This is a genomic window from Enterobacter cloacae complex sp. 370H10, assembly GCF_050031535.1.
Taxonomy (GTDB): domain Bacteria; phylum Pseudomonadota; class Gammaproteobacteria; order Enterobacterales; family Enterobacteriaceae; genus Enterobacter; species Enterobacter intestinihominis.
Map to the genome: position 1 here is coordinate 2693674 of NZ_JBLGWG010000001.1, position 16465 is coordinate 2710138.

Annotated in this window: 12 protein-coding genes; 3 read left to right on the forward strand and 9 right to left on the reverse strand. The window is 59.2% G+C overall.

Annotated features, from left to right (window positions below):
- Nucleotide 1 precedes the first annotated feature (1 nt).
- From ACQG2Q_RS13270 to nasR, 7 genes are all read right to left on the reverse strand, one after another.
- Nucleotides 2–1420 (reverse strand): YchO/YchP family invasin, encoded by a 1419-nt coding sequence (locus ACQG2Q_RS13270; RefSeq protein ID WP_063849119.1) that lies wholly within the window; start codon nucleotides 1418–1420, stop codon nucleotides 2–4.
- A 174-nt stretch (nucleotides 1421–1594) separates the two neighbouring features.
- Nucleotides 1595–4072, reverse strand: coding sequence for a nitrate reductase (locus ACQG2Q_RS13275; RefSeq protein ID WP_063849120.1), 2478 nt, complete (start codon nucleotides 4070–4072; stop codon nucleotides 1595–1597).
- Nucleotides 4069–8055, reverse strand: a complete 3987-nt coding sequence (gene nirB / locus ACQG2Q_RS13280; RefSeq protein WP_074169577.1) for a nitrite reductase large subunit NirB — start codon at nucleotides 8053–8055, stop codon at nucleotides 4069–4071. Before nirB ends, ACQG2Q_RS13275 begins: the two co-directional genes overlap by 4 nt.
- A gap of 12 nt (nucleotides 8056–8067) precedes the next feature.
- Complete coding sequence (locus ACQG2Q_RS13285; RefSeq protein WP_042715167.1) at nucleotides 8068–8856, reverse strand: ABC transporter ATP-binding protein; 789 nt, start codon at nucleotides 8854–8856, stop codon at nucleotides 8068–8070.
- 9 nt (nucleotides 8857–8865) lie between these two features.
- Complete coding sequence (gene ntrB, locus ACQG2Q_RS13290) at nucleotides 8866–9744, reverse strand: nitrate ABC transporter permease (RefSeq protein ID WP_022648369.1); 879 nt, start codon at nucleotides 9742–9744, stop codon at nucleotides 8866–8868.
- A gap of 2 nt (nucleotides 9745–9746) precedes the next feature.
- Entirely contained in the window at nucleotides 9747–10994 is a 1248-nt protein-coding gene (locus ACQG2Q_RS13295; protein WP_022648370.1) for a CmpA/NrtA family ABC transporter substrate-binding protein, read from the reverse strand.
- A 227-nt stretch (nucleotides 10995–11221) separates the two neighbouring features.
- Nucleotides 11222–12394, reverse strand: coding sequence for a nitrate regulatory protein NasR (gene nasR, locus ACQG2Q_RS13300; protein ID WP_063849121.1), 1173 nt, complete (start codon nucleotides 12392–12394; stop codon nucleotides 11222–11224).
- 73 nt (nucleotides 12395–12467) lie between these two features.
- Between nasR and ACQG2Q_RS13305 the strand changes: the two genes are divergently transcribed.
- From ACQG2Q_RS13305 to ACQG2Q_RS13315, 3 genes are all read left to right on the forward strand, one after another.
- Entirely contained in the window at nucleotides 12468–12821 is a 354-nt protein-coding gene (locus ACQG2Q_RS13305) for a DsrE/DsrF/TusD sulfur relay family protein (protein WP_063849122.1), read from the forward strand.
- A gap of 106 nt (nucleotides 12822–12927) precedes the next feature.
- On the forward strand, nucleotides 12928–14712 hold the full coding sequence (locus ACQG2Q_RS13310) for a methyl-accepting chemotaxis protein (RefSeq protein ID WP_063849123.1): 1785 nt from the start codon (nucleotides 12928–12930) through the stop codon (nucleotides 14710–14712).
- A gap of 195 nt (nucleotides 14713–14907) precedes the next feature.
- Nucleotides 14908–15147 carry a hypothetical protein gene (locus ACQG2Q_RS13315; protein ID WP_015570352.1) on the forward strand — a complete coding sequence of 80 codons (240 nt, stop codon included), beginning with the start codon at nucleotides 14908–14910 and terminating at the stop codon, nucleotides 15145–15147.
- A gap of 30 nt (nucleotides 15148–15177) precedes the next feature.
- Here the strand turns inward: ACQG2Q_RS13315 and ACQG2Q_RS13320 are convergent, their stop codons facing one another.
- Both ACQG2Q_RS13320 and chaB read right to left on the reverse strand, forming a co-directional pair.
- The gene (locus ACQG2Q_RS13320; RefSeq protein ID WP_017384255.1) at nucleotides 15178–15873 is read right to left on the reverse strand and encodes a gamma-glutamylcyclotransferase; all 696 of its coding nucleotides are present in this window, start codon (nucleotides 15871–15873) and stop codon (nucleotides 15178–15180) included.
- Nucleotides 15874–16050: 177 nt separating this feature from the next.
- Nucleotides 16051–16281, reverse strand: coding sequence for a putative cation transport regulator ChaB (chaB, locus tag ACQG2Q_RS13325; RefSeq protein ID WP_003856674.1), 231 nt, complete (start codon nucleotides 16279–16281; stop codon nucleotides 16051–16053).
- Nucleotides 16282–16465 lie beyond the last annotated feature (184 nt).

Below are 16465 nucleotides of genomic sequence, written 5' to 3' on the forward strand. Positions count from 1 at the left end.
CTTACTCATCCGGCAGCAACTTCCACCGTGGATCGTCGGCAGGCATTGCGACGAGCGGTTGCACCACGGAAAGCGTGATCTCATTGGAGGAGACACGCTGCCCATCCTTATCTTCCACCACGGCCGTAAGCCGCCATTCGTTTTTCGCCCCTTCCGCGTCGTTCCAGGCGGGCATGATTATGCTCCAGCCATCGCTGCTGTTGCTGTTTGCCGGTGAGGTCAGGCTGAGCGCCTGGGTATCACCCAGCCAGCGGATCTGACGGATACCGTGCGTGCTGCGAATTTGCAGCTTCAGCATCACAGTTTCGCCTGGCTTAAGATCCCACGGCGGCGTGGCCAGATAGACCGAGAGGGTTTTACGCTGACGGAATTCCATCACGGGCAGATTATCACGCTCAGGTGAATCATAGCGGCTGCCCCGCAGCGAGCGCGTCGCCGCCACTTCCCCGGCGGAAAGCTGTTTCGCCAGCGGCACGCCAAAGTGATAGTTGAGCTTCAGCCCGAGGTTATTCTGGCTAACGCCGCTCTCCCCCTGCTTATGAGCAGCCGTCAGGGTGACCAGCGGAACGGGGGTATAATTCAGCCCCAGGTTGACCGCAACCGGGTTGTGATACCCCGTACCGCTGTTAAACAGATCGACGTTATCGCCAAAATACTGTTCAAAGCTGACGCTGGTGTTCAGGTGATGAAACCAGGGAAGCCAGGCTTTGGCCGTTACGTCGTACCCGCGCGCCATGCGTTGCTCCCGGATGTCGGAACGCGGCTGCCAGCCAGCGAACGGCTGGTAGTAATTGGCCGACAGGCGAAGGTTTTCGCCCCACGCCTCTGCGCCCAGTCCGGCACGTTGCAGGTTGTCTTCCAGCAGGTTGTCGTAAAAGGTGTTGTAGCCCAGCAGCCAGTTTCCGGCAACCCAGCGCTGCCCGATCCCGACGTTGCTCACCAGCCCGTCTGTCTGCTGCGTCAGGCCAAGCTGGCTCCAGCTCAGATAGCGGGTGTTGTCGCTCCAGGGGATAAACCAGCTTCCGCTGCTGCCGTTAAAGTTACCGTCGTCATCCACCAGTACATTGACATTGGCGTTACCCCAGGGGGAAAGCCAGGATTCAATCTGCTCGTTGACTTCCCCGCTGACGGCATCCCGCACCTTGCCAAACGCGAACTGTCGCGCCTGCTGACCGGCCGTCAGGCCGTTATCGATCATACTGGCTTCACCGAAGGCCTTTGCCATTTCAGCCAGGTGCTTTTCGCCTTCGGTAGTCGGTTGCGCCATACCGAGATCCGGCAGACTATCGCCGTTATTATCAAACGGGTTTTGCGCCTGCTGCACGAAGGATTTCGGCGCACCGTGAACGGCTCCAGCCGTAAGAAGGGGGAGTAACAGCAAAAAATGGATGCGGGACGATACAGCCTTCAACGTCGTCAATCAGAACCTGTGTTTATGAACAAACACTTATTATGTTAACGCCATAAGCCCTGAAAACCAGTCTTAACAGAAATTTCAGGAATATCCTGAACAGAATTGTCGGGTGGCGGCTTCGCCTTACCCGACCTACAAATTCGTGCCGGTGCGAAGCCGCCACCTGACGCCTTTACACTATTATCCCAACAACCCTTTCAGCTCCGGCAGGCAGGAGCCGCAGTTCGTACCGCAACGCAGCTTCACGCCCAGCGCTGCGGCAGAATTACAGCCTCCGGCTATCGCCTTACGTATCGTATTTTCACCCACGCTAAAGCAGCTACAGATAATTCGCCCGGGATCGGCATCTTCGCCCGGCCGTTGTCCGTGCAGCAGCGCGTGGCGTTCAGCGAGTTGTACGGGCGCAGCAGCAAAGGCTTCTTCAATAAACGCATGCGCCAGCGCCGGCAGCGTCTGGCCTTCCCAGTAGCCCAGCATCAGCTCGCCGTGATGCCAGGCGAGCACGCTGGTGCGTTCTCCCGTCTGTGCCACCTGTAACTGCCAGCCCCGACCGCTGGCGTACGCCATGACCCACGACAGCAACGGCTGCTCCCCCGCCACCGTCAGACGTGAGGCTTTACGCCACCAGCATACCGACGGCGGCAGCGCTGGCAACTCGCGGGCATACAGCTCCCCCTGCCAGGCGGGTAGCCAGGGCAGGATCCTCACCGCGGTTTGTTTACTCTCCGGCTGGCCGGACCAGGCATCAACCCGCCCTTCCACCAGCGCGTTGACCTTCCCCTGCCGGGCAAACTGCGCGTTCCAGTGCATCGGCGCAAACAGCTCGCCCGCACGCTGTGCGGTAGAGATACGTACTCTGGCAACCATGACCCCGCGCGGGGAACTTATCCGCGCCAGCTGGCCGTCAGTCAGCCCCGCGCGCGCCGCATCGGTTGCGTTCATCTCAATAAAAGGCTCATCGATATGCTGCATCAGGCGCGAAACATATCCCGTGCGCGTCATGGTGTGCCACTGATCGCGGATCCGCCCGGTATTCAGTATCAAGGGGTACAATTCGTCGACGCCTGCCCCATGTGAGAAAGGATCAACCGGTACAAGATTTCTTTGCGGGAAATCACCGGCATGCCACTGATAAGGCGCCAGCTCGTCCCACGCCTCTCGCGACAGCGACGCCAGTTCGCGCAGGTTTAGCGCCCGTTCGCCGTTATTTTCAAACGCCGTCAGCGCCGCATGTTCACAAAATATCTCATGAGGGTGTTCCCAGGCGAAGGCATCGCCATAACCGAGCTGCTCTGCGATCCGGGCGATGATCCACCAGTCCGGTCTGGCCTCGCCCGGCGCAGGCAGAAACGCGCGCTGGCGCGAAATACGCCGCTCGGAATTGGTCACCGTTCCGTCTTTTTCGCCCCAGCCCAGGGCGGGAAAACGGATATGAGCAAACCGGCTGGTGTCCGTCTCCTGCATCACCTCAGATACTATTACCAGCGGGCAGGCTGCCAGGGCCTGGCACACCGCGTGGCTGTCGGGAAGTGACACGGCAGGATTGGTGCCCATGATCCACACCGCCTTCACCTCGCCGCGGGCAATCGCGTCAAACAGCTCTACCGCCATCAGCCCCGGCGTTTGTGCCAGCCGCTCGGTTCCCCAGAAACGCGCCACACGCGAAAGATCGTCCGGCTCGAAGTTCATGTGCGCCGCCAGCTGGTTCGCCAGCCCACCCACTTCCCGCCCGCCCATGGCGTTTGGCTGTCCGGTCAGCGAAAACGGGCCGCAGCCCGAACGGTTGAACTTCCCGCTGGCAAGATGCACGTTAATGATGGCGTTACACTTGTCGCTGCCGCTGGAGGACTGGTTGATCCCCATGGTGTAGAGCGTGATCGCGCGTGGCGCAGTGACAAACCAGTCGTAGAAGGTGCCAATCTCGTCTGAAGGCAGATCGCAAAACGCGGCCACGTGAGGAATCGGCCACTCGCCGCTACCCTGAATCAGATTGAGCAATCCCACAAACAGCCCGGCGTCGCTGCCGGGCTTAAGCGCCAGATGCAGGTCAGCGACATCGCAGGTGGCGGTTTTGCGCGGATCGATCACGACCACTTTCATCTGCGGGTTGCTGCGTTTTGCCTGCACCAGCCGCTGATACAGCACCGGATGCGTCCAGGCCGCGTTTGAGCCAACGAGTACCACCAGATCGCTGTTTTCCACGTCCTCGTAGCTGCACGGCACAATGTCTTCACCGAAGGCGCGTTTGTAGCCCACCACCGCTGACGACATGCACAGCCGCGAGTTGGTATCAATGTTCGCCGCCCCGATAAAGCCTTTCATCAGCTTGTTGGCCGCATAGTAATCCTCGGTCAACAGCTGGCCGGAGGCATAAAACGCCACCGCCTGCGGCCCCCATTCGTTGATGATCTTCCGTAGCCGCTCGCCCGCTTCACCCAGCGCCTGCGGCCATGCCACCTCCATGCCGTCAACAACCGGGCGCAGCAGACGTCCCTGCAACCCCGTCGTTTCCCCGAGGGCAGATCCTTTTACGCACAGGCGGCCAAAGTTCGCCGGATGAGTTTCATCCCCACGAACGCTTACCGCGCCATCTTCCACACTGGCGACCACGCCGCAGCCCACCCCGCAGTAAGGGCACGTTGTACGGGTTTCCGTCATGAGGCCTCCGCACGCATCACCAGCTCTTGGCTTCCAACCCAAACCTTGCCGTTTTCAATTTTTACCGGCCAGGCGCGCACCACGGGTTCGCCGTTCTCCACCTGACATCCATCGCGCAGACGTATGCGCTGCTTATAAAGCGGGGAAATCACCACCGGCTCGCCCGCTGCATCGCCAAGGATGCCGCGCGAAAGCACGTTCGCGCTGCTGCCCGGCTCCAGGTCGTCCAGGGCATAAACGGACGTTCCAAAGCGGAACAGCGCAATCGGTTTTCGGCCAAGCCGCGCGCCGATGCCCGCCTGCTCGGGGATATCATCGATGCCGCAAATTTCCTGCCAGCGCTTGCTCTCCGCCGCGGCAGGGACATTCACCGCGGTGCGGAACAGCGCCAGGCGATCAGGATCGTTGAGGGTGGTTTGCCATTCGCACTGATAGGTCTCCACCACCCGGGCCATCTCCTGCTCCAGCTCGTGGGCGATCCCCAGGCTGTCGTTCAGGATCACCTCGCGCAGATAGTCGAGGCCGCCTTCCAGATTATCCATCCAGGTACTGGTGCGTTGCAGACGATCTGCCGTGCGAATGTAGAACATCAGGAAACGGTCAACGGTGCGGATCAGCGTTTCGTCGTCCAGATCGCTGGCAAAGAGATCCGCGTGGCGCGGCTTCATCCCGCCGTTGCCGCACAGATAAAGGTTCCAGCCCTTGTCCGTGGCAATCACCCCCACGTCTTTGCTCTGCGCCTCTGCGCACTCACGGGTACAGCCGGAGACCGCCATTTTGATTTTGTGCGGCGCACGTAACCCCTTGTAGCGATGCTCCAGTTTGACCGCAAGGCCAGTGGAGTCCTGCACGCCATAGCGACACCAGGTCGACCCGACGCAGGATTTCACCGTGCGCAGGGATTTCCCGTACGCATGTCCGGTCTCAAATCCGGCCTCCACCAGCGCCTGCCAGATTTCCGGCAACTGTTCGAGCGTGGCGCCAAACAGGTCAATACGCTGTCCGCCGGTGATTTTGCTGTAAAGGCTATAGCGTTTCGCAATCTGGCCGATGGCGATCAGCCCGTCGGCCGTCACTTCCCCGGCAGGCATGCGCGGCACGATGGAATACGTTCCGTCCTTCTGAATATTGGCAAAGTAGCGGTCGTTGGTGTCCTGCAGCGGCAGATGCGCCGGTTTCAGCAGGTATTCGTTCCAGCAGGAGGCCAGCACTGATCCCACCAGCGGTTTACAGATCTCACAGCCGTGCCCTTGTCCGTAACGGCTGATAAGCTGGTCGAAGGTCCGGATATGGTTGACGCGCACCAGGTGGTATATCTCCTGACGCGAGTACGGGAAGTGCTCACAGATATCTTTTTTCACCTCCACGCCCTGCTCCGCAAGCTGGAACTCCATCACCTGCTTCACCAGCGCGCTACAACCTCCGCAGCCGGTCGCCGCTTTGGTGCACTGCTTAATGGTGCCGATATCCGTTGCGCCCGCGCTTACCGCCAGGCAGATATCCCCTTTGCTGACGTTATGACACGAACAGATCTGCGCGCTTTCCGGCAGCGCCGCCACGCCCAGCGCTTTTGGCGTGCAGCCTGACGACGCGGGTAAGATCAGCGTTTCCGGCTCTTTTGGCAGACTGATGCCGTTAAGCATCATCTGCACCAGCGTGGCGTATTCGCTGGCATCGCCCACCAGCACGCCACCCAGCAGGGTTTTGCTGTCGTGACTGACCACAATTTTTTTGTAGATTTGCTGCGGCCCGTGCGTCCACTGGTAGCTCAGCGCCCCCGGCGTGCGCCCGTGGGCATCGCCAAACGACGCCACATCCACCCCCAGCAACTTGAGTTTGGTACTCATATCCGCGCCGGTGAAGCGCTTCTCCTCACCCGCCAGCACAGCGGCAGCCACGCGCGCCATCTGGTAGCCCGGTGCCACCAGGCCAAAGATTTTCCCCTCCCACAGCGCGCATTCCCCGATGGCAAGCACGTCCGGATCGGAGGTCCGGCAGCCATCGTCAATACAGATCCCGCCGCGCTCGCCAATAGCCAGCCCGCAGTTGCGCGCCAGCGCGTCCTGCGGACGAATACCGGCAGAGAAGACGACCATGTCCGTTTCCAGCTGTTCACCCTCGGCAAAACGCAGCACCAGCCCGTCGTCTGCGGTGGCAATCTCCGTCGTCGATTTACTGGTGTGTACCCCTACGCCCAGCGCCTCAATTTTCCTGCGCAGCATTGCCGCACCGTCGCTGTCGAGCTGCACCGCCATCAGGTTCGGCGCAAACTCCACCACGTGGGTTTCCAGCCCTAGCTGCTTAAGCGCATTCGCCGCCTCCAGCCCCAGCAGGCCGCCGCCAATTACCACGCCGCGGCGAGAGCCTGCCGCATGGGCCGCAATGTTGTCCAGATCGTCGAGGGTGCGGTAGACAAAACAACCCGGCAGATCGCTGCCCGGAACGGGCGGTACGAACGGGTACGAGCCGGTCGCCAGCACCAGCTTATCCCAGTGGGTTTCATGGCCGCTGGCGGTACGCACAACGTATGCATCACGATCGATAGCGACAATCTGCTGCGAGAGGCGCAGTTCAATGCCGTTATCGGCAAAGAACTCCCCCGCCACCAGCGAGAGCGAGTCCGCGCTGCGTCCGCCAAAATATTCCGACAGATGCACGCGGTCATAGGCGGCATAGCGCTCTTCGCCAAAAACAATAATCTGATACTGCTGATGCAAATTGCGGTTAACGCAGTCTTCGAGGAAATGATGGCCGACCATACCGTGCCCAACCACCACCAGAGTAGGTTTTGTCATAGCGTTCTGTCCTGCAACCTGCGGTTGCGTTGTGAAACGATCGAACAGCCAGTCCGCGTGGGCGGGCGCAGCCGTTGCCAGTAAATCGGTAAAGGTTGCCGCGCTGCGGCAGTCACCCAGCAGCAGCACGCCAGCCAGCGTCCCCTGATGGATCAGTAATCGTCGATAGTGACGGGTCAGCGGATCCCATGAACTCCATACCACATCGTCCGCCTGCGCCGTCGCGCGTCCGAGGCTGAACAGCTCCACGCCGGTCACCTTAAGACGCACGCCGTTGTCGGTCCGGGTAAACGGCGCGGTGACCTCCCCGGCCAGCCGCGCGGCGAGAATATCCGCCTGCGCCAGACAGGGGGCGACCAGGCCAAATGTCTGGCCGTCAATTTCGCAGCACTCGCCGATGGCGTAGATATCCGGCACGGAGGTTTGCATCTGGTGATCCACCACGATGCCGCGCGCGCAGCGAATGCCGCTGGTTTTTGCCAGCGCAACGTTGGGCTGTACACCCGTGGCCAGCACCACGCGCGCGGCGGTGACGCGGCATCCGTTGAGTAGCGTCACGCTCTTGCCGTTAATCGCCGCGATGCCAGAGGCGAGTTCACAGCTAACGCCCCGCGCCGCCAGCGCCTCTTCAAGCAGCAGTCCCGCCTGCTGATCCAGCTGCTGTTCCATCAGCCAGGGACCACGATGGATGAGCGTGACGTTGTCACCGTTGCGCGCCAGCGCTGCCGCTGCTTCCACGCCAAGTACGCCACCGCCCAGCACTACCGCCGGACCGGAGAGGTTCTGGATGGCGCGGGTCTCTGCCAGGGTGCGAAAGGTGAACACATGCGGCGCATCGCCGCCGGGGATCGGCGGCACTACAGGGGTAGACCCGGTGGCAAACACCAGCGCATCCCAGCCCAGCGTGCGAGCAGAGGTACGCACTTTATGCGCGTTAACGTCTACTGCGAGCACCGTTTCTCCTCGCAGCACCGTCACGCCTCGTGCCGTGTACCAGTCTTCATCGTGCAGACAGATGTGCTCCGCCTGCTTTTCACCACTCAGCACCGGCGAAAGCTGGATGCGGTTGTACGCCTGCTCCGGCTCGTCACCGATGACGGTGATAGCAAAACGACCGGGCACATGCCCGGTGAGCGATGCAATCAGCCGGGTTGCCGCCATACCATTACCGATAATGACCAGTCGCATCGTGCCCCCTCATTACGCCGCTTTCGGCTGTTTTTCGTAGAGGAAATGGAGGATCTGCTGGCGCATATGGTGATAGCGGCTATCGTCCGCCAGCTGCACCCGGTTGCGCGGGCGCGGCAGATCGACGCGCAGGATCTCACCCACGGTGGCCGCCGGGCCGTTGGTCATCATCAGTACGCGGTCAGAGAGCAGTACCGCCTCGTCCACATCGTGGGTGATGAGCACGATGGTGGTGTTCAGCGCCTGCTGGATCTGCATCACCGAGTCCTGAAGATGGGCACGCGTCAGCGCATCGAGCGCGCCAAACGGCTCATCCATAAGCAGCACTTTCGGCTTCATTGCCAGCGCCCGGGCAATACCGACGCGCTGCTTCATACCGCCGGAGATCTCCCCGGGGCGCTTATGCAGCGCGTGGCCCATCTGTACCCGGTCGAGATTGTGCTCAATCCACTCTTTGCGCTCGGCCTTACTCATGGTGCGACGGAAGACCTGATCCACCGCCAGCGCCACGTTGTCGAAGCAGGTTAACCACGGCAGCAGCGAATGATTCTGAAACACTACCGCACGCTCAGGCCCCGGCCCGGCGATTTCGCGGTTGTCGCAAATCAGCCCGCCTTCCGTCGGCAGCGTGATCCCGGCGATCAGGTTTAACAGCGTCGACTTGCCGCAGCCGGAGTGACCAATCAGACTGACGGTTTCGCCCTCGTGGATATCAAAAGAGACGTTTTGCAGTGCCAGAAACTCGCCGCTGGCGGTGGAAAAACGCTGGCTCACGGCCTGGACCTGAATTAAAGGTTTCATCTTCACTCCTTATTTTTCCTGCCAGCTAAAGCGACGGGCGATCAGCATCAGCCCCTGCTCCAGCAGCAACCCGACCACGCCAATGATGACGATGGCGATGAGAATGTTTTCGACGTTGAGGTTGTTCCACTCATTCCAGATCCAGAAGCCAATGCCTAAACCTCCGGTGAGCATCTCGGCGGCGACAATCACCAGCCAGGCAATGCCAATGGAGAGACGTACCCCGGTCAACACCGCAGGCAGCACGGCGGGGAAAAGAATGCGGCGCATGATGGTCCACTCTGAGAGTTGCAGCACCCGGGCCACGTTGAGGTAGTCCTGCGGAATACGGCGCACCCCTTCGGCGGTGTTAATGACCATCGGCCAGATGGAGCAGATGAAAATGGTCCAGCTCGACGCGGGCTCCGCTTTCTGGAACAGCAGCAGGCCGATAGGCAGCCAGGCCAGCGGGCTGACCGGACGCAGGAGCGCGATCAGCGGGTTGAACATGCGGGAGAAAAAGGTGAAGCGCCCAATCAAAAAGCCCAGCGGAATGCCCGCCAGCGCCGCCAGACCGAAGCCGATGGCGACGCGCTGCAACGACGCCAGCACGTTCCAGCCAATGCCCATATCGTTTGGCCCGTCGCGATAAAACGGATCGGCAAACAGGGTCATGGCCGAATCGAGCGTGCTGAGCGGCGTCGGGAAACCTTTACTGTTTATCGCCGCCAGCTGCCAGAGCACCACCAGCAGACCGAGACCGAGCAGCGCCGGGATGACGCGCTGTAAAAACTCATTCATCCGACGCGTAAACGCTGGCGCACGACGGCGAACCTGTAGCGGAGGCAGGACAATCACTTCCCCGCTCTCTGACTTCTCTTGTGGTTGCGTATTTTGCAGATGCTGCATACTCAGGCCCCTTTACGGTGAATGGCGAAGCGGTTGGCGTACCCTTCCGGATCGGTGCCGTTCCAGACGGTGCCGTCCATCAGGGTACTGCTGCGATACGGTGATGACGGTGTGGACATGCCGCCCACGGCGGTCGCGGCATCCTGCCAGACCGCGGTCTGGTTAATGCGCTGTGCGATGCCCGCATAATCCGGCGCGGCGTTGAGCAAACCCCAGCGTCGGAACTGGGTTAAGAACCACATGCCGTCGGAGAGATACGGGTAGCTCACGGCACCCTCATTGAAGAAACGGATCGGGTGCGCATCCTGCCAGCGCTGACCGAGCCCGTTGTCGTATTCGCCGAGCATGCGTCCGGTGAGGTACTGTTCCTTGCAGTTGAGCCATGCGCGGCGCGAGAGGATCTGCGCGGTTTCACGTTTGTTTTCCGCTGACGCCTCGATCCAGCGCGCGGCTTCCATCACGGCGCTCACCAGCGCCCGTGCGGTGTGCGGATTTTTCACCACCCAGTCGCGTCGGGTGCCGAGGATCTTTTCCGGGTGATCGGCCCAGATGGACTGTGACGTGGCGGCGGTAAACCCGATGCGGTCGTTAATCGCCCGCGCGTTCCACGGCTCGCCGACGCAGAACCCGACCATGTTGCCGATGCGCATGTTCATCACCATCTGTGGCGGCGGGACCACCACAGTGCGCACGTCGTCAAACGGGTTAATGCCCGCACTGGCCAGCCAGTAGTAGAGCCACATAGCGTGTGTCCCCGTCGGGAAGGTATGCGCGAAGGTGTAGGTTCCCGGTGCCTGCTGTGTAATCAGCTTTTTCAGCCCGTCGAGATCGCGAACGCCCTTCTCCGCCAGATCACTGGAGAGCGTAATGGCCTGACCGTTCTGGTTGAGAGTCATCAGGTTCGCCATCTGCTGCGGCTTGCCCGCGATACCCAGCTCCAGTCCGTACAGCAGGCCGTAAAGAATGTGTGCGGCGTCCAGCTCCCCTGCCACCAGCTTGTCGCGCACCGCCGCCCAGCTCGCCTCTTTAGTAGGTACAATGGTAATGCCGTGTTTTTTATCGAACCCTTTCAGGGCCGCGATAACCACTGGCGCGCAATCGGTCAGGGGGATAAACCCGATACGCACGGTATCCTGCTCCGGCTTATCTGACCCCGCCGCCCATGCGGCCTGCATGACACCCGGCAACAGCATCGCACCACTCGCCAGCATGCTGGCCTGCAATAAACGCCGTCTCGACAAATCCGCCATAATTGCTCCTGAAAAAAGGCAAAAAAAAGCGCCCGACGGTGCTGAAGCACCGCTGGACGCCTTTATCCCGAAGACGTATGCACCGCCGTTGGCGCATCGTCAAAAATAGTTAATCTGTTAATGCAAAGGTGATGCCAGCTTTTTAACCCCGGCTTTACGGGGTTTCTGCAAGGAGAGCGCTGTTTTACGCACCTCAATCAGGCATAAAATGCCCACTGACTGTGCAACTACTCCCCAGGGGGTACCTTCCACAGATTTTTCACCGTAAGGAGCGCACGGGCGATATCCACCATGCGTTGGTTTTTATCCATCGCCATTTTGCGCAGGGCTGTCCACGCCTGCTCCTCGCTCATGTTCTGATGCGTCATTAGCACGCTTTTGGCCTTGTCGATGGTCTTGCGCTCCTCCAGCGTGTCGCGCAGGGAAGCAAGCTGACGGGAGAGTTGCTCAATTTCACGCGCCTGCTGGCGCACCAGCGGCAGCAGTGGTCTATCCGGAAATCGCGCCAGGATATCGTCGTACTCATCGTCTATGTGCAGGTTTTCGCTATAGCGACGCTCCTCAACTGCCGTCATCAGATCGGCAATGGCCACCTCCTCCAGCGTGCGCAGATGTTCAAGACGCGCGGTTTGCAGGGCAAACCATTTGAGGGCGGTATCGCCGTTATCTGCCGGAGGCTGACGGGTGCACGCTTCACGCCTGAGTTTTTCAGTCTCCAGACCCGGCAGGCAGTTGAGGGTAAATGACTCCTGCACGTCTGGAGTGCAATGGGAGATAAAAACCTCGAAGCAGGCCTGCTGGCCATCAATGCGATCCACCAGCCGCTGGCGAGTTTCATCGTTAAAGAATCCCTGGGTGAAACCAATAGCCCCTAACGCCCGCTCTTGTCCCACAAGTTCTTTGCCCTGCATCAGGCTGTAAAGGGCCACAAATCGGCCCGCGATGTGCGGATCGTCAATGCTGTTGCTGAGTTGAGGTACGATATTGAGCAGATGCCGCAGTATGCGGCTGTAGTGTTCCATCGCCTGCGGCGCGGTGACGCGTTGACCTGTAACGCCATCACGCAGCACCATCAGCGTTTCAAGGCCGTGCAGTGCACTGGCGATACGTTCGCAGAGGGCGCTGCCCGGCAGCGGTTCGCTAAACAGGAGGTGCAATGCCGCAAGGTTTTCATCCACCAAAGCCCTGCTGGCCTTGCATTCAGGCCCGTACAATTTACCCTGCGAGCAGAGCCAGACATTTGACGCACCGCGTTCGCACTGTAGCATATGCACCAGTCGACTGATGCCGTTCACCAGTGCGCCCAGCTGCGCTAATCTGCCGAGCTGTTCCTCCCGCAGCATTCTTGCACGCTGGAACCATTCGGTCGCACCAGGCGAACTGCCAGCCACTATCGTCATCGTTTCTCTCTCCGATACATATTCTTCGGTATGAGAAGCAATATTCGTGCCTTTTCAAAGAACAGGAGTCAACATGCAGAAGATTGTGATCGTCGCCAACGGTGCGGCCTACGGCAGTGAATCCCTTTTTAACAGCCTGCGCCTGGCAATCGCGCTGCGCGATAAGGAGAGTGCGCTGGAGCTGCGCCTCTTTTTGATGTCCGACGCCGTCACGGCCGGGCTGAAAGGGCAGAACCCCGCTGAGGGCTACAACATACAACACATGCTGGAGATCCTGACCGCGCAAAACGTTCCGGTCAAGCTGTGCAAAACCTGTACCGACGGTCGCGGCATTACCGGGCTGCCCCTGATTGATGGCGTGGAAATTGGCACGCTGGTTGAACTGGCTGAATGGACTCTTACCGCTGATAAAGTATTAACTTTTTAATAATAAATCGCTAAAAATATTATTTTCTTATGGACGCGGTTTCAGCATCAAGTTTACCTGCGCCATTGCCGATAGGCATGGAAACAACACAGCAGGTATTACACTTATGTTCAGATCCATTCGCGCCCGCATTATTGCGGCGACGACAGGCTGTATGGTCGTCGCCCTTCTTCTTAATACCATTATCAACTTTCAGGTCACGCGCCAGGATAATCAGCAGTCGCAGCGCGATATACTGACCAGCACCAGCGCCAGCCACAATATGGCGATTGCCGACTGGGTCAAAAGCAAAATGACGGTGATTGCCTCAGCGCAGAGCATCGCGCTGGCTGACGATCCGGTTCCGGTGTTTAAGCAATTAGCCCAGGCGGGCGGCTTCACCAACGTCTACGCAGGCTACGCCAGCAAGACGGCGAAATTCTCCGATCCTGCGGGGGTCCCGGCGGATTATGACCCAACCATTCGTCCCTGGTATCAGCAGGTGGTGAGCACGGATGGCCCGGTTGTGACGGCGCCCTACGTTGATGCCGGGACCGGGAAGCTGGTGGTGACGTTTGCCGTACCGGTGAAGGAGAATGGTACTCTGAAAGCGGTGGTAGCGGGCGATGTCGCCATGGATAGCGTGGTGGCGAACGTGCGCGGGATCCACCCAACGCCTGCCAGCAGCGGGTTGCTCCTGAACAGCGACGGCACGGTTATTGCCGCCAACGAGCCAACCCTGACGCTGAAGCCGTTTACCGGGACGATCAAAGGCATCGACCTTACGGCGCTGAAGAGCGGTAATCCGGTCGACGGGACGCTGAATGATGAGGAAAAAACCTTTATCGCCTCAGCCGTGCCGGGCACGAACTGGCTGCTGGTCGTCGCCCTCGACAGCAGCGACGCTACCTCCGGCATGCATTCCTTGCTGAAAGCGTCGGCAATCTCGCTGGTGATTCTGGCGCTTCTGAGCGGCGCCATTGTCCACCTCCTGATAGCCCGCCTGCTTAAGCGCCTGTCCGACATTCGCGACGCGATGCACAGCATTGCCAACGGCACCAACGATCTGTCCCAGCGTCTGCCGGATAGCGGCGATGACGAAGTGGCGCAAATTGCGCAGGCGTTTAACGCCTTCAGCAATAAGCTCTCGGTGGTGATGGTCCAGCTTCGCGACGCCAGCGCCTCAGTGAAAAACGCCGCGCAGGAGATTGCGGCAGGTAATCAGGATCTCTCCGGACGAACCGAGCAGGCCGCGTCCAGCCTGCGTGAGACCGCCAGCGCCGTGGAAGAGATAACCGCCTCCGTCACCCAGTCGAATGAATCGGCCGAAGAGGCCAACGACCAGGCCAGTAAGGCCTCTGCGGCCGCAGCGCGCGGCGGCGAAGTTGTCTCGCAGGCAATCAGCACCATGCAGTCCATCGAAGTGGCTTCTGCAAAGATTGGCGATATCACCAGCGTGATTGACGGCATCGCCTTCCAGACCAACATTCTGGCGCTTAACGCCTCCGTCGAAGCGGCTCGTGCCGGTGAGCAGGGCCGTGGGTTCGCGGTCGTTGCGGGGGAAGTGCGTAATCTGGCCAGCCGCAGCGCTCAGGCGGCGAAAGAGATAAAATCCCTTATTGACTCCACTACCGAAAGCGTTGCAACCGGCTCCCGGTTTGTGCACCTTGCGGGCGACAGCATGGATGAGATCCGCGCCAGCGTCGGGAGCGTGTCTGGCATTATGCGTGAAATATCTATTGCCACCCGCGAGCAGATGAAAGGCATCCATGAAATTAACCACGCGGTGACTCACCTGGATCGCATGGTGCAGCAGAACGCTGAACTCGTTGTACAGTCTGCTGCTGCGGCCAGCGCGCTGCAAAGCCAGGCGGGCGACCTTGCTGAGACCGCTGGCCATTTCCGCATATAATTTTTCCCGGACGCGCGTTAAGCAGGGAAAACGCGCGTCGGCTGAAAGGTTTCAGAAATTTTGTCATTTTTGTTTAATCGTTGCGCCATTTTTTGATCGAAATCAGCATCACCCACCTTCCCCTTTGGTGTTATGCAATGAGTAAATTGTGAACAACATCACGCTCGGGATGGGCAAAAACGACGGGGTATAAAAATGGCACGAGTTAAAACGAGTCTGAAACTGTTTGGCGGGGATACGGTAGTGGTGCGTTGCTCAGAACGTTGCCGCATCCATCTGATGAGTACAAAAGGGCAAAAGCAATCGCAGGCAGATATCCTTACCGTCCAGGATGATAAGGCCTGGCTGACGGTGCCTTACACCGGCACCTGGGATGTGCTGATCGACAGCCACAGCCAGTCGCTCGAACATTCCGTAAGTTACGTGGCAGCATAACCATAAACGCCCGGCCAGCCGGGCGTATTATCAGGCAAAACCCGGGCGCAGCGTATTGCTGAGCGGGTTCCCTTCCAGCAGCGCTTTAACCTTCACCACCAGCTCACTCAGACAGTCGTCCTGCATACCGAGACGCGTCAGCTCCTGATCGAGCGAGAAAAGGTACTGGGCGTTAGTGCCCAGCGGTCCACTGGCGGCGGCAATCAGCGGGGCAATCACCTGGGTTCGGGTGTCGGCTTCATACAGCGGGTGGCGCGGATCCATAATGAACACCAGCGCGTTGACGGTGCGGCCGTCGTCCAGTTCCAGCTTGCACCAGCTGGGCATATAGCAGCCGGTGATCATCTCGCGCTTCCACAGCAGCGTCAGCTCATCTTCCAGCGTGGTATCCGGCAGCCGGTATGCCACGCCCGTGGTGCGCCCGCCCTCTTTTAGTGCAAGCATACGTCCAGGCTGACACGCGCTGCCGCGTCCGGCGGTCAGGCGCAAACAGAAGGCGCGGTGCCAGCCAGGCAGCGTTCCGGTTGCCGATTCAACAAACTCGAGCGCCGGGTTCCACATCAGAGAGCCGTAACCAAAAATCCAGACCGGGCCATCATCCGGGCGGCAGGCCAGCGTTGCCGCAAGCGACGCCGCACGTTGTTCAGCCGACCACAGAAGCGATTCCTCAATAGCACCAAATGCCGTCTTACAATCTGCCTTCATCAAGAAATCACGCGTTAACACATTCCACCTCCGCCACTGCATGCTTCCTTGCGACATCTTTAATGCGCCTTCCCGGCATTCTGTGCTGTTCATTTTAACAGCAGTTGAGCAACGATAAGCAATTCGCGGGCCAGATGCAATACAGCGGCAGTTCAACCGCCTGAAATGTCAAAATGGAGGCAGCGTATTATTCGGCAGCTATTTCTTTTTGTGCCATTTGTCATCATCCCCTTTCTCATAGTCATTTTTTACGGCGGCCCAGGCCACTTTATGCGCCGTCTCTTCACGGCTGGCATCGTCCCGGCGATCTTCTTTATCTTTGTATTGATCCCAGGCGCTGTTAAAGGCTTCTTTATAGATATCCTGAGCGTGGGCAGGCAGTACGTTTTGCACGTTATCCGGTAATTCGCTTTTCGATTTGTATGGCATCGCTAACCTCTCTTTTGGCTAAAAGATAAGTGTGGACGACGATACGCCAGGGTGCCAGCCGACAGCGAGAAATGAACTATTTAAGAGTGCAAGGCATTGTTATTAAATTATTATTTTGTGTAAATGAGGCATTATAAGCTTCAGGAAGAAAAATCCCATTAAAGGGTAAAATTAAGTAAAAAAT

What these genes read in the sequence shown, in the direction of transcription:
- ACQG2Q_RS13305 (WP_063849122.1), top strand. Translation starts at nt 12,468, where the DNA reads ATGCAGAAGATTGTGATCGTCGCCAACGGTGCGGCCTACGGCAGTGAA.
- ACQG2Q_RS13315 (WP_015570352.1), top strand. Translation starts at nt 14,908, where the DNA reads ATGGCACGAGTTAAAACGAGTCTGAAACTGTTTGGCGGGGATACGGTA.
- ACQG2Q_RS13275 (WP_063849120.1), bottom strand. Translation starts at nt 4,072, where the DNA reads ATGACGGAAACCCGTACAACGTGCCCTTACTGCGGGGTGGGCTGCGGC.
- ntrB (WP_022648369.1), bottom strand. Translation starts at nt 9,744, where the DNA reads ATGCAGCATCTGCAAAATACGCAACCACAAGAGAAGTCAGAGAGCGGG.
- nasR (WP_063849121.1), bottom strand. Translation starts at nt 12,394, where the DNA reads ATGACGATAGTGGCTGGCAGTTCGCCTGGTGCGACCGAATGGTTCCAG.
- ACQG2Q_RS13310 (WP_063849123.1), top strand. Translation starts at nt 12,928, where the DNA reads ATGTTCAGATCCATTCGCGCCCGCATTATTGCGGCGACGACAGGCTGT.
- ACQG2Q_RS13285 (WP_042715167.1), bottom strand. Translation starts at nt 8,856, where the DNA reads ATGAAACCTTTAATTCAGGTCCAGGCCGTGAGCCAGCGTTTTTCCACC.
- chaB (WP_003856674.1), bottom strand. Translation starts at nt 16,281, where the DNA reads ATGCCATACAAATCGAAAAGCGAATTACCGGATAACGTGCAAAACGTA.
- nirB (WP_074169577.1), bottom strand. Translation starts at nt 8,055, where the DNA reads ATGCGACTGGTCATTATCGGTAATGGTATGGCGGCAACCCGGCTGATT.
- ACQG2Q_RS13295 (WP_022648370.1), bottom strand. Translation starts at nt 10,994, where the DNA reads ATGGCGGATTTGTCGAGACGGCGTTTATTGCAGGCCAGCATGCTGGCG.